Source organism: Aeromonas sp. 159, from assembly GCF_963862045.1.
Lineage (GTDB): Bacteria > Pseudomonadota > Gammaproteobacteria > Enterobacterales > Aeromonadaceae > Aeromonas > Aeromonas veronii.
This window is the reverse complement of sequence record NZ_CAWLMI010000019.1, coordinates 43,714-56,258: the sequence shown is the minus strand read 5'-3', so window position 1 is coordinate 56,258 and position 12,545 is coordinate 43,714. Positions and strand designations below refer to the sequence as shown.

The window sequence follows — 12,545 nt, the reverse complement described above, 5'->3', positions numbered from 1 at the left end:
GCATTATTTTTATGGCATCGTCTTAAAGAACGCGAACGTTCGATTATGCTTCGCTAATCGAACCTACTAGCTACGTTCAATAATTAAAAACGCACCAGCTTAGGCCGGTGCTTTTTCTGAAACGAAAAGAGAACAACAATATATTTTAATTGTCATTTGAATGATTTTTCATTCGTTCATAGACATGTTCATGGGCTGCACTTGAAATATCACACCCCATAGTCCTCCTTCCAAGGTTTTTGGCTGCAACCAAGGTTGAACCTGAACCAAAGAATGGATCTACAACCAAATCATCATGACTGGAGCTCTGAGATATAAGAGTCTCTAATAATGCAACAGGTTTTTCAGTAGGATAGCCACGATGCACTCGTTTACACTCCAGAACATCAGGTATACCCAAGTCGTTTAGTTTTCTTTTCCCTTTCTCAAAGAAAAGAATAAATTCATACTTGGCCCGATAATGATACCCCATACCAATTGCCATTTTATTCCAAACGATTGGTTTCCAAAATTTAAAACCAACTTTCTCCGCAATTGGTTTTACATAAAACATCGTTTCTTGATCGCAGAAAAGATAGAAATGTGAGTTTTTCTTTAACACTCGATAAAGCTCTAAAAATAAGCTTTCGAAACGTTCATTAGGGAAAATATCAAACCATTGATTACTTGATCCTTCACTTACTTTAAGACGAGTTGTCGTTCCTATTTTCCGATGCTTCTCAAGAGATTCATAAGGAGGGTCAGTAATAACAAGATCAACGCTTGCATCCGCAAGCGTCGACAACCATTTCACAGCATCATCACAAAATAGATTCATTTTATCTGCTTAATAAAGAACTACAGGGTCTACCATTCGAGTATACCGTTGATGGTGCCCCAGGGTCTAATGTCCGGCAATCGACACAATAGCTCTGATCACCCTGAGGATTAGCAGGTGTCCTACGTGCAGGTGTTTGTCCAAAAGCCTCCGGATGACGATGAAATACATGCTCCTGCCCATTGGTAGCAGAGCAACGAGGACATGACTTGTACTCATTACCCAATTCATCATACTTATGTAAAACACCAACATTTAAACGCTGGCCACAACATTGGCAAGGCATATCGAAGCTCCTTATTCTAGCTTTCAAGTCTAAGAGTAAATAAACACTCTAATTTAACAGTATTGACACATAACATATCAGCACTAAGACTCAAACTAACACCAGCTAAGGGCTATATGAAGCCTCTCACTCTTATTTTGAGATCCTCATCATTGGCGGAGCAATATATATACAGCTGTGTGTTCCGATACACCTAAAAAAGCGCCTCCCAAGGGAGGCGCTTTTCAGTTCAATACAAAGCAATCAGGGATTACAGGGATTCAGCGGTCGCAACCACGTTTTCCACAGTAAAGCCGAATTCCTTGAACAGCAGCTCGGCCGGTGCGGACTCACCGAAGGTGGTCATACCGATGATCTTGCCGCCGAAACCGACGTACTTGTACCAGTAGTCAGCGATGCCCGCTTCGATGGCCACACGCTTGGTGACGGACATCGGCAGGACGGACTCTTTGTACTCGGCAGACTGGGCGTCGAACACGTCGGTAGACGGCAGCGAGACCACGCGCACGGCACGGCCCTTGGCAGTCAGCTGCTCATAGGCGGCAACAGCCAGTTCCACTTCGGAACCGGTGGCGATCAGGATCAGCTCCGGAGTACCGGCGCAATCCTTCAGCACGTAGCCACCCTTGGCGGTGTCGGCCAGCTGCTGGGCAGTACGGTCCATCTGGGCCAGGTTCTGACGAGAGAAGATCAGAGAGGTCGGGCCGTCGGTACGCTCGATGGCGTGTTTCCAGGCGATGGCAGATTCAACCTGGTCACACGGACGCCAGGTGCTCATGTTCGGAGTCAGACGCAGGGAGGCGATCTGCTCAACCGGCTGGTGAGTCGGGCCATCTTCACCCAGACCGATGGAGTCGTGGGTGTAAACGAAGATGGCACGCTGCTTCATCAGGGCGGCCATGCGCAGTGCGTTGCGGGCATACTCCATGAACATCAGGAAGGTGGCGCCGTAGGGGATGAAACCACCGTGCAGGGCGATACCGTTCATGATGGCGGACATGCCGAACTCGCGGACACCGTAGTGGATGTAGTTGCCGGAGGCGTCGTCGTTGGTCAGGGACTTGGAACCGGACCACATGGTCAGGTTGGACGGAGCCAGGTCAGCGGAGCCACCCATGAATTCCGGCAGCAGCTTGCCGAACGCTTCCAGTGCGTTTTGGGACGCTTTACGGGTCGCGATCTTGGCCGGGTTGGCTTGCAGGGTTTCGATGATCTTGGCGGATTCAGCAGCCCAGTTGGCCGGCAGTTCGCCAGCGGTGCGGCGCTTGAATTCGGCAGCCAGAGTCGGGTGAGCGGCTTCATAGGCAGCGAACTTGGCAGCCCAGTCGGCTTCCAGTTTGGCGCCCTTCTCCTGACCGTTCCACTCGGCAGCGATATCGGCCGGGATAACGAACGGCGCGTGGTCCCACTTCAGGAAGGCACGAGCAGCGGCGATCTCGTCGTTGCCCAGCGGTGAGCCGTGGCAGTCGTGAGAACCGGATTTGTTCGGGGAGCCGTAACCGATGATGGTGCGGCAGCAGATCAGAGTCGGCTTGCCGGTCTCGGCCTTGGCGGCTTCGATGGCGGCATTGATGGCTTCCGGGCTGTGACCGTCAACAGCCGGGATTACGTGCCAGCCGTAGGCTTCGAAGCGCTTGACGGTGTCGTCGGTGAACCAGCCTTCTACGTGACCGTCGATGGAGATACCGTTGTCATCCCAGAACGCGATCAGTTTGCCCAGTTGCAGGGTACCTGCCAGGGAGCACGCTTCGTGGGAGATACCTTCCATCAGGCAGCCGTCGCCCATAAAGGCATAGGTGTAGTGGTCAACGATGTCGTGGCCCGGCTGGTTGAACTGCTCAGCCATGGCTTTTTCGGCGATCGCCATACCCACGGCGTTGGTGATGCCCTGACCCAGCGGGCCAGTGGTGGTTTCAACGCCCGGTGCATAGCCGTACTCCGGGTGACCCGGGGTGCGAGAGTGCAGTTGGCGGAAGTTTTTCAGATCGTCGATGGAGAGGTCATAACCGGAGAGGTGCAGCAGGGAGTACAGCAGCATGGAGCCGTGGCCGTTGGAGAGAATGAAACGGTCGCGGTCGGCCCACTTGGGGTTGTTCGGGTTATGTCTGAGGTGGCTACGCCACAGCACTTCGGCGATATCCGCCATTCCCATGGGGGCGCCCGGGTGACCGGAGTTGGCTTTTTGAACGGCATCCATACTCAATGCACGAATGGCATTGGCAAGCTCTTTACGAGAAGGCATCTGAATCTCCTGCGATTGCTTCATTTGATGGCCAAGATTAAGGCGCGTTATTGTCCCAGCAGGGCGCGCGGCGTGCAAATATTATCTGGATGAATAAAGTGGCTTTGGGAGGACAATCGCTTTTCTTGCCCTCTATTGACCAAAGCAACCAGAGAAAAACGTTTGATTTCCATCCCTTTCGGGATAGGAGAGCACCGCTTGTGACCCATTGGACACTGCGCGACAAAATAGTGCTGGCAATCGGGGGGGGCGCTAATTAAAATAGACGTCCAGATGTAGATACCTCTACACCATCCCATTCATCCGGTTATTGCCGTGGCGATAACCCAGACAAGCTGAGACTCTTATCATGGCAAAGCTGTTTACTTCCGAGTCGGTCTCCGAAGGCCATCCCGACAAGATTGCGGACCAGATCTCCGATGCGGTACTGGACGCCATCCTCAAGCAAGATACCAAGGCACGCGTTGCCTGCGAGACCCTGGTCAAGACCGGTATGGTCATGGTGGCCGGCGAAGTAACCACCTCTGCCTGGGTTGATATCGAAGAGATCGTGCGTGATACCGTACGTGAAATCGGCTACACCCACTCCGACATGGGCTTCGATGCTGACTCCTGCGCCGTGCTGAACGCCATCGGCAAGCAGTCCCCTGATATCAATCAGGGTGTTGACCGCAGCGATCCGCTGGAGCAGGGCGCTGGCGACCAGGGCCTGATGTTCGGCTACGCCACCAACGAAACCGACGTGCTGATGCCGGCCCCCATCACCTACTCTCACCTGCTGGTGAAGCGTCAAGCTGAAGTGCGCAAGAACGGCACCCTGCCGTGGCTGCGTCCGGATGCCAAGAGCCAGCTGACCTTCGCCTACGACGACGCAGGCAAGATCATCGGTGTCGATGCCGTGGTGCTGTCTACCCAGCACGCCGAATCCATCAGCCACAAGGATCTGGTTGAAGCAGTACGCGAAGAGATCATCAAGCCGGTGCTGCCGGCCGAGTGGGTCAACAAGGACACCAAATACTTCATCAACCCCACCGGCCGTTTCGTTATCGGCGGCCCGATGGGTGACTGCGGTCTGACCGGTCGCAAGATCATCGTCGACACCTACGGCGGCATGGCTCGTCACGGTGGTGGTGCCTTCTCCGGTAAGGATCCGTCCAAGGTTGACCGCTCCGCTGCTTACGCCGCCCGTTACGTTGCCAAAAACATCGTGGCCGCCGGTCTGGCCGATCGCTGTGAAATCCAGATCTCCTACGCCATCGGCGTGGCCGAGCCGACCTCCATCAGCGTCGAAACCTTCGGTACTGCCAAGGTCGCCGAAGAGCTGCTGGTCAAGCTGGTGCGCGAGCACTTCGAGCTGCGTCCGTACGGTCTGATCGAAATGCTGGATCTGAAGCGCCCGATCTACCAGGCTACCGCTGCCTACGGTCACTTCGGTCGCGACGAGTTCCCGTGGGAGCAGACCGACAAGGCCGAACTGCTGCGTTCTGCCGCTGGCCTGTAAGGCTCGCTGTTGTGATAAAAGGGGAGCCTGGCTCCCCTTTTGCTTATCCGCTATCTGACGAGATGTTGATGTCTGCCACCCCTGCCCAGCTTGTCGCCCTGCTGCAACAACGCGTAGAAGCCTGCTTTGTGCAGGCCGAGGCGCACCTTGGCCGCACCTTCCCCCGCCCGCGGATCTACTGCAATATGCGGGGCCGGGCGGCGGGTTCGGCGCGGCTGCAAACCTGGGAGCTACGCTTCAATCCCGCCCTCTATCAGGCCAACCAGCAGGCGTTTCTGGATGAGGTCGTGCCCCACGAGGTGGCCCATCTGCTGGTCTATGCCCTGTGGGGTGAAGGTCGCGGCAAAAGCCGGGTCTTGCCCCACGGCCGCCAGTGGCAGTCGGTGATGCGGGAGGTATTCGGCCTTGAGCCCAGAACCACCCACAGCTTCGATCTGGCGGTACTGGCCCAGCGCACCGTGCCCTATCGCTGTCACTGCCAGCAGCATCAGCTCTCTATTCGCCGCCACAACAAGGTGGTGCGTGGCGAGGCCCGCTACCACTGTCGTCGCTGCAAGCAGCCGCTGGAGCGGGAACGGCCGGAGCCAGAGCAGTAAGCCAGCTTGTGTCGCGCCCCTGTGGTAGGGTGCCCGCCATCGTTCTTCAATCACCCCGTTTTGCAAGGAATCCCATGCGTTTCATCTCCTCCCTCGCCCTGACCCTGCTGGCTGGTTTGCCGCTGCTCAGCGCGCCCCTGCACGCCCAGACCTTTCGCGAAGCCAAGCAGGATCTGGTGAAGCTCTATCGCAGCCAGCCCGGCGTCACCACCTTCTACTGCGGCTGCGACATCGACTATCAGGGCAAATCGATGCGCCCGGATCTCGCCAGTTGCGGCTATGAGCCGCGCAAGCAGGCCAAACGCGCCGCCCGCATCGAGTGGGAACACGTGGTCCCGGCCTGGGAGTTCGGCCACCAGTTGCAGTGCTGGCAGGATGGCGGTCGCAAGAACTGCGAAAAAGCGAGCCCCGAGTTCAACAAGATGGAGGGGGACATGCACAACCTCTTCCCCGCCATTGGCGAGGTGAACGGCGATCGGGCCAACTACCGCTTCTCCGACTGGAACAGCAAGCCGGATCAGTACGGCCAGTGCCAGATGCTGGTGGATTTCAAGGATCGTCGGGTGCAGCCGCCCAAGGGGCCGGTACGGGGCCAGATCGCCCGCGCCTACCTCTACATGAGCCAGCAGTATGGGCTGCGTCTGGCAGCACAACAGCGTAAACTGTTTGAAGCCTGGGATCGCCAGTACCCGGCAGAGGGCTGGGAGTGCGAGCGCAACCGCCGCATCGGCACGCTGCAGGGCAATACCAATCCCTTTATTGAAAAGCAGTGCCAATAACCCCATTTGACCAAGGAGGGGGATTGCCCCCTCCTATCATGAACCCCTTCCCTACTGCTGCGTGAGCCTTGCTCGCCGCAGGATATAAAGGGTTTCCAAGCAAGAGACTGACAAGCAGCCATGCGCATTCCACGTATCTATGAACCGGCCACCCTGCAAGTTGGCCAGACCATCGCCCTGTCGGAAGACGGCGCCAACCATATCGGCCGGGTACTGCGCATGCAGCCGGGCCAGCAGCTCGAGCTGTTCAACGGCGATGGCAATCAATACCCCGCCACCATCGCCAGCGTCGGCAAGAAGTCGGTGGAAGTGACCATCGACCGCTGCGACGCCCAGTCGGTGGAGTCACCGCTGGCCATTCATCTGGGTCAGGTGATCAGCCGTGGAGACAAGATGGACTTCACCATCCAGAAATCGGTGGAGCTGGGCGTCACCTGCATCACCCCGCTCTTCTCCGAGCGCTGCGGCGTCAAGCTGCCGGCAGACCGCTTGGAGAAGAAGCGCGAGCAGTGGCAGAAGGTGGTGATCAGCGCCTGCGAACAGTGCGGCCGCAACGTGGTGCCAGAGGTGCGCATGCCGATGGAGCTGGACGCCTGGCTGGCGGAAGAGACCAAGGAGCTCAAGCTCAACCTGCACCCGCGCGCCGAGTACAGCATCAACACCCTGCCCGTTCCCGAGCACGGCGTGCGCCTGCTGATTGGCCCGGAAGGGGGCTTGTCGAGCGACGAGATCGCCCGTACCGTGCAGGAAGATTTCAAAGAGATGCTGCTGGGGCCGCGGGTGCTGCGCACCGAAACCGCCGCCCTGACGGCGATCACTGCGCTGCAGTGCCGCTTTGGCGATCTGGCCTGAAGCAGGTTTTAAGAATCTCACTCGCAATCGAGCCACAAGAAGGATATTCGGATGACCATTAAACTCGGCATCGTGATGGACCCCATCTCGGCCATCAACATCAAGAAAGATTCCAGCTTTGCCATGCTCGAAGAGGCGCAAAAGCGCGGCTATGAGCTGTTCTATCTGGAGATGAAGGATCTCTACATGGAAGCCGGTCGCGCCTTTGGCACCATGCGCCCGCTCACCGTCAAATATGACTATGCCGACTGGTACACGCTGGGCGAGGTGGTGGATCAGCCCCTCTCCAACCTAGATGTGATCCTGATGCGCAAGGATCCGCCGTTCGACACCGAATTTATCTACGCCACCTACATGCTGGAGCGGGCCGAGGATGAGGGTTGCCTTATCGTCAACAAGCCGCAGAGCCTGCGCGACGCCAACGAGAAGCTCTATACTGCCTGGTTTGCCGAGCACACCCCGACCACGCTGGTAACCCGCCGCGCCGACAAGCTGCGCGCCTTCCACGCGAAGCACAAAGACGTCATCCTCAAACCGCTGGACGGCATGGGCGGCGCCTCCATCTTCCGCATGAAGGAAGATGATGCCAACGTCGGCGTGATTATCGAGACCCTGACCGCCCACGGCAGCCAGTACTGCATGGCGCAGACCTATCTGCCCGCCATCAAGGATGGCGACAAGCGGGTACTGGTGGTGGACGGTGAGCCGGTGCCTTACTGCCTGGCGCGCATTCCGGCGCAAGGTGAGACTCGTGGCAATCTGGCGGCCGGTGGCCGTGGTGAGGCACGTCCCCTGAGCGAAGCTGACTGGGCCATCGCCCGTGCAGTTGGCCCGACGTTGAAAGAGAAGGGGCTTATCTTCGTCGGCCTCGACATCATCGGCGATCGGCTGACCGAGATTAACGTCACCAGCCCGACCTGCATTCGCGAGATTGAAGCGGCCTTCGATGTTCACATCACCGGCATGTTGATGGATGCCATCGAGCATCGGCTGGGCAAATAATCGCCAGACAGGCTAAACCGGCCTGTTCAGGGGTAACCCACCCCCGACAAGCCAGGAAACAGAGAGGGTGGCCCGGCGCCACCCTCTCTGTTTCAAGACAATCCGGAAAGGGGCGGGATCTCGCCCAGCCCAAAAAGCGGTTTTTCCCATGGGGATCAACTGCCATAATTGACCTCAAATACCTTTGCACTATTTGGCCTCTATGCAAACACTGCAAAATCACTTCCTGCTTGCCATGCCAAGCCTGACGGATCCCTATTTCGAGCGCTCGCTGGTCTATCTGTGCGAGCACAACGAAGAGGGCGCCATGGGACTGGTCGTCAACATTCCGGTGGAGATGTCGCTGGAAACCATGCTGACCCAGCTCCAGCTCAATCCGCCCAACAACCCGGAACTCAAGCAGCCGGTGCTGCAAGGGGGGCCGGTTCACGCCGATCGCGGCTTCGTGCTGCACAGCTTCCGCCCCGGTTTCAACTCCACCCTGCAGGTGGGGGATGAGATGATGGTGACCACCTCCAAGGATATTCTGGAAACCCTGGGTACGAGCGAGGCTCCTGCCCATTGGCTGGTGGCCCTTGGCTATGCCGGCTGGAGCGCCGGGCAGCTGGAGCAGGAGCTGGTGGATGGCGCCTGGCTGGTGATCCCACCCAATCCGGCTCTGGTGTTCAAGACCCCCATTCACAAACGTTGGCAGCAAGCTGCCGCCAGCATAGGGGTGAACCCGGTTCACCTCTCCAGCGATATCGGCCACAGCTGATCGGCTGGCCCGCTCCGCTCTCTATTTCGAGGATTTATCAGTTATGTCATCACGCAGCATCATGGGCTTTGACTATGGCACCAAGAGCATTGGCGTCGCCATCGGTCAGGAGCTGACTGGCACAGCCCAGCCTCTGCGCGCCCTCAAGGCCAACGACGGCATCCCCAACTGGGACGAGATTGAGAAGCTGCTCAAGGAGTGGCAACCGGACCTGCTGGTGGTCGGCCTACCGCTGAACATGGATGGTACCGATCAGGAGATCACGGTACGGGCCCGCAAATTCGGCAACCGGCTGCATGGCCGTTTCGGCAAGCCGGTGGAGTTCAAGGATGAACGACTCACCACCACAGATGCCCGCGCCCGGCTGTTTGAGCGAGGCGGCTATCGCGCGCTGGAGAAAGGCAGTGTGGACGGGGTATCGGCGCAGCTGATCGTCGAAGCCTGGATGGAAGAGCAGTACAACTAAACCATCAACAGCAAGGCAAGGGTCGCCGCCCTTGCCTTGTCTCGCACAATCCCCTCATTACGCCTGTGATTGTCCCGCCACCAGCCCCTCGGCCTCTGTCGGCGTCGCATTCATCATCCGGTTGAGCCAGGGCACCATCAGCCCCATCACTACCGCAATCAACAGGGTCGCCATCCCGATCTTGCCAAATACGCCGGTGTAAATGGGCAAGGTTTGCAGCGGATCCGTCATCCCTTGCGGCACGGCGGTAAAAGTCGCCACATAGCCACCCAGCAGGGACGCCATCGCTTGAGTCAGGAACCACATTCCGAGAATAAAACCCATCAGCCGTTGCGGCACCAGCGCAGCCACCATCGCCAGTCCCAGGGCACTGATCATCAGCTCGCCCAGACTCTGGAACAGGTAGATAAGCACCATAAACCAGGGGGAGGTAAGCCCCTGCTCATCGGCAAACCACCAGCCGGATGCCGCCGCCGTCAGAAAGCCCAGCGAGCAGAAGAACATCCCGAGGGTGAACTTGAGCGGCATGGTGAGATCCCGCCCCTTGCTGCCCATCCGGGTATAGATCATCGCGAGTACCGGGCTACCCACCACCACCCAGAAGGGGTTGAGCGCCTGGAAGCTGATTGGGTTGACGCTCATGCCCAGCATCTCGTGGTGCATGTTGTTGATGGCAAAGAAGTTCAGAGACGTCGGCATCTGGGCATACAGCACATAGAAGAGCACCGCCTCCAGCATCAGCACGAAGGCCACATACATCTTGTTGCGGCCCACGGCATCGAGCCTGAATGCCTCGCGAAAAAAGAATATCACCACGGCGATGGTCACCGTCATCAGCACTATGTTGGCGATCACCACGTGGTGCATCAACCAGGCGCAAAAGAAGACCATGGCTACCGAGCCCAATATAACCAGCAGCAGCTTGCTGTAATTAAGTGGCAGGTGATCCGGCGCGGAGCCAATATCCTTGACCATATTGCGGCAGGCAAAGAAGGTGAGCAGCGCAATAATCAGCCCCACCCCGCACAGGTTATAGGTCACTGTATAGCCGTAGTGATCGGCAATCACCGGCGCGAGCGAGAGGGAAATAAGCGAGCCAATATTGATCGACATATAGAACAGGGTAAACGCCCCATCCAGCCGCGGATCTTTTGGCTGGTAGCATTTTGACAGCAGGCTGGCCGGATTGGCCTTGAACAGGCAGTTACCGACCGCGATGGTGCCCAGCGCATAGAAAATCAGGTCGGGATTGTAGATAGAGAGGCCGGTCATAAAGTAGCCTATCACCAGCACCACGGCCCCCAGCACCATGGTGCGCTTGGTGCCGAGAACATGGTCACCGACATAGCCACCGACCGAGATCAGACCATATACCAACGCCGAGAAGGCACCGAAGGTAATAAAGGATTGCTCTTGGGAAAATCCCAGTTGCTGCACAAAGAAAACCGCCAATATCCCCTGCACGCCGTAATAACCGAAGCGCTCCCAGAGTTCGACGAAAAATATCATAAAGAAGGGTTTGGGCTGTTGTAACAACCCTGTGGGTGCTGTTGCTGGACGCATATCAACCTGCCTTTGCTGAGATTTATTTTTATTAATCTGGTGGTGGCTACCGCACTATTTTCTCTTCCGCCATTGCCATAACGGGGAGCACAGTCAGCCTGCCAATCTGGCTATTTTCGGGTGCACACGCCCCGTTCGATGAAAGGTGTTTTTCATCTAGCCGGTTTCAATTACGGGTTATCGGGGGATGGTGAGTGGCGTCTCCCGGTACAGTTACCGGCTCCGGGTTCTACCTTTGCTGCATCCCTTCACTCAAGCCGGTTTATCAACCTTGATACTTATTCCCCTCTGCTCCGTCACTCATGGCTGGTGGCCAGATAGCCGGGGCATGGCACGGCCACAGACGACCTGTGGGGCTGGCTCACTCCACGATCTACTGGCAGTCACCTACGCAGGCGCTATATCACCCCGCCATTCCAAGGGGTGTCATGCTATATCACTGAAAATGCAGGAACTTAATGGTCGATCACACTTTAAAAGTGACCATTAGTGAAGTTTTCTAATGAAACCACATGAATTTTTTTCGTGAAAAGAGCTTCACTCGAGACGTGCAACCAAGGCCAATCTGTGCATAAAGAGAGTTGAATGGCACACAGCTTGAACCCGAACTCGGCACTTAAGTCGTGCCAAAGCCCACTCCTCAGGGCGATGCGACAACAAAAAGCCGGAGCAGATGGCTCCGGCTGATCGATGGGCACCGTCACGCTCACATTAGCGTGGCGATTCGTCGTTGTAGAGTCGCCGGATCTCATTGCGCAGCCACATCACCTTGGCATCCTGATTATGCCGCTTGTGCCACAGCAAGATGAAGGCGATCTCCAGCTGGGCGTAGAGCTTCTCGGGGAGCGGCAGCGGCATGGCGATCAGATTGCCGTGATGCCGACTGGCATAACCACCGCAGTAGGAAGGGGCCACCGCAATCAGCTCATGGCTCGACTGGGAGGCAATATGCAGCGCCTGCTCGAAGCTGGAGACCATGATGGGCACCTCCCGCTTCAGCCCCTCGTCCTCCAGCAGGCTGTCGAGGGCCCAGGTATCGTTCGCTTCCCACACCATGCTGATCTGGGGGCAGGCCAAAAAATTCTCCAGCGACCACTTCTGCTCGAGCAAGGGGTGATCCTTGCGCAGGAACACCACCGGGCGATCGGTGAACAGCACCTCATGATCGATGTAATAAGGCAAGCGGTTGACCTTGGCCAGGGAGCGGCCATGGGTCTCGCGGGCGCAGAAGCCGAGATCTGCATCGCCGTTGACGATGTCGTTGAGGGAGTGGTGATCCCACCCCAGCATCCTGACCACCGAGTTGGGGTACTTCTGGTAGATGGTCATGGGCAGATCGCTCAGGAAGCTGATGTAGAAGGGGGACTCCATCACCAGCGTGAAGCGGGCACCGTCGGGGATCGCCTCGCTATTGAGCGAGGTGATGCTGTCGGTGAGCTGGAACCAGACCTTCAGGTCCTCCTCCAGGGTCAGGGAGAGGTTGGTGGGCTGCAACCCCTGCCGCACCCGCACAAACAGGGGGTCGTCAAACCACTCCCGCAATTTGGCCAGAGACTTGCTCACCGCCGACGGAGTGACACAGAGCTTTTTGGCCGCCCCTGCCACACTGCGCTCCTGCATCAGGTACTTGAACACCACCAGCAGGTTCAAATCGAGTTCACCCAGATTGCGCATATTCCCTCTC

Annotated in this window: 11 protein-coding genes; 7 read left to right on the top strand and 4 right to left on the bottom strand. The window is 57.2% G+C overall.

Features of this window, described 5'->3' with window-relative positions; all coding sequences use genetic code 11:
- Positions 1-145: 145 nt before the first annotated feature.
- Positions 146-817: a DNA-methyltransferase gene (locus tag AACR14_RS04205; protein ID WP_041201823.1), complete on the bottom strand. Its 672-nt coding sequence runs from the start codon at positions 815-817 to the stop codon at positions 146-148.
- A gap of 536 nt (positions 818-1,353) precedes the next feature.
- Positions 1,354-3,345: a transketolase gene (gene tkt, locus AACR14_RS04200; RefSeq protein ID WP_019445238.1), complete on the bottom strand. Its 1,992-nt coding sequence runs from the start codon at positions 3,343-3,345 to the stop codon at positions 1,354-1,356.
- A gap of 349 nt (positions 3,346-3,694) precedes the next feature.
- Here tkt and metK point away from each other — a divergent pair, with 349 nt between their 5' ends.
- The 7 genes from metK to ruvX all read left to right on the top strand — a co-directional run bounded on the left by metK (position 3,695) and on the right by ruvX (position 9,298).
- Entirely contained in the window at positions 3,695-4,846 is a 1,152-nt protein-coding gene (gene metK / locus AACR14_RS04195; RefSeq protein ID WP_005338519.1) for a methionine adenosyltransferase, read from the top strand.
- A gap of 68 nt (positions 4,847-4,914) precedes the next feature.
- Entirely contained in the window at positions 4,915-5,442 is a 528-nt protein-coding gene (locus AACR14_RS04190) for a SprT family zinc-dependent metalloprotease (RefSeq protein ID WP_019445237.1), read from the top strand.
- A 74-nt stretch (positions 5,443-5,516) separates the two neighbouring features.
- Entirely contained in the window at positions 5,517-6,221 is a 705-nt protein-coding gene (locus tag AACR14_RS04185; RefSeq protein WP_019445236.1) for an endonuclease, read from the top strand.
- 120 nt (positions 6,222-6,341) lie between these two features.
- Positions 6,342-7,073: a 16S rRNA (uracil(1498)-N(3))-methyltransferase gene (gene rsmE, locus AACR14_RS04180; protein WP_019445235.1), complete on the top strand. Its 732-nt coding sequence runs from the start codon at positions 6,342-6,344 to the stop codon at positions 7,071-7,073.
- A gap of 51 nt (positions 7,074-7,124) precedes the next feature.
- Positions 7,125-8,075, top strand: a complete 951-nt coding sequence (gene gshB / locus AACR14_RS04175; protein WP_019445234.1) for a glutathione synthase — start codon at positions 7,125-7,127, stop codon at positions 8,073-8,075.
- Positions 8,076-8,277: 202 nt separating this feature from the next.
- Positions 8,278-8,832: a YqgE/AlgH family protein gene (locus AACR14_RS04170; protein WP_005349793.1), complete on the top strand. Its 555-nt coding sequence runs from the start codon at positions 8,278-8,280 to the stop codon at positions 8,830-8,832.
- Between the two features lie 43 nt (positions 8,833-8,875).
- The gene (gene ruvX, locus AACR14_RS04165; protein ID WP_005343821.1) at positions 8,876-9,298 is read left to right on the top strand and encodes a Holliday junction resolvase RuvX; all 423 of its coding nucleotides are present in this window, start codon (positions 8,876-8,878) and stop codon (positions 9,296-9,298) included.
- Positions 9,299-9,355: 57 nt separating this feature from the next.
- Here ruvX and dtpB read toward each other — a convergent pair whose 3' ends face one another.
- Both dtpB and yidZ read right to left on the bottom strand, forming a co-directional pair.
- Positions 9,356-10,861, bottom strand: a complete 1,506-nt coding sequence (dtpB, locus tag AACR14_RS04160) for a dipeptide/tripeptide permease DtpB (protein WP_019445233.1) — start codon at positions 10,859-10,861, stop codon at positions 9,356-9,358.
- 711 nt (positions 10,862-11,572) lie between these two features.
- Positions 11,573-12,535 carry an HTH-type transcriptional regulator YidZ gene (gene yidZ / locus AACR14_RS04155; RefSeq protein WP_019445232.1) on the bottom strand — a complete coding sequence of 321 codons (963 nt, stop codon included), beginning with the start codon at positions 12,533-12,535 and terminating at the stop codon, positions 11,573-11,575.
- Between the last annotated feature and the right edge of the window lie 10 nt (positions 12,536-12,545).

What these genes read in the sequence shown, in the direction of transcription:
- ruvX (WP_005343821.1), top strand. Translation starts at nt 8,876, where the DNA reads ATGTCATCACGCAGCATCATGGGCTTTGACTATGGCACCAAGAGCATT.
- metK (WP_005338519.1), top strand. Translation starts at nt 3,695, where the DNA reads ATGGCAAAGCTGTTTACTTCCGAGTCGGTCTCCGAAGGCCATCCCGAC.
- AACR14_RS04190 (WP_019445237.1), top strand. Translation starts at nt 4,915, where the DNA reads ATGTCTGCCACCCCTGCCCAGCTTGTCGCCCTGCTGCAACAACGCGTA.
- gshB (WP_019445234.1), top strand. Translation starts at nt 7,125, where the DNA reads ATGACCATTAAACTCGGCATCGTGATGGACCCCATCTCGGCCATCAAC.
- rsmE (WP_019445235.1), top strand. Translation starts at nt 6,342, where the DNA reads ATGCGCATTCCACGTATCTATGAACCGGCCACCCTGCAAGTTGGCCAG.
- AACR14_RS04185 (WP_019445236.1), top strand. Translation starts at nt 5,517, where the DNA reads ATGCGTTTCATCTCCTCCCTCGCCCTGACCCTGCTGGCTGGTTTGCCG.
- AACR14_RS04170 (WP_005349793.1), top strand. Translation starts at nt 8,278, where the DNA reads ATGCAAACACTGCAAAATCACTTCCTGCTTGCCATGCCAAGCCTGACG.
- dtpB (WP_019445233.1), bottom strand. Translation starts at nt 10,861, where the DNA reads ATGCGTCCAGCAACAGCACCCACAGGGTTGTTACAACAGCCCAAACCC.
- tkt (WP_019445238.1), bottom strand. Translation starts at nt 3,345, where the DNA reads ATGCCTTCTCGTAAAGAGCTTGCCAATGCCATTCGTGCATTGAGTATG.
- yidZ (WP_019445232.1), bottom strand. Translation starts at nt 12,535, where the DNA reads ATGCGCAATCTGGGTGAACTCGATTTGAACCTGCTGGTGGTGTTCAAG.
- AACR14_RS04205 (WP_041201823.1), bottom strand. Translation starts at nt 817, where the DNA reads ATGAATCTATTTTGTGATGATGCTGTGAAATGGTTGTCGACGCTTGCG.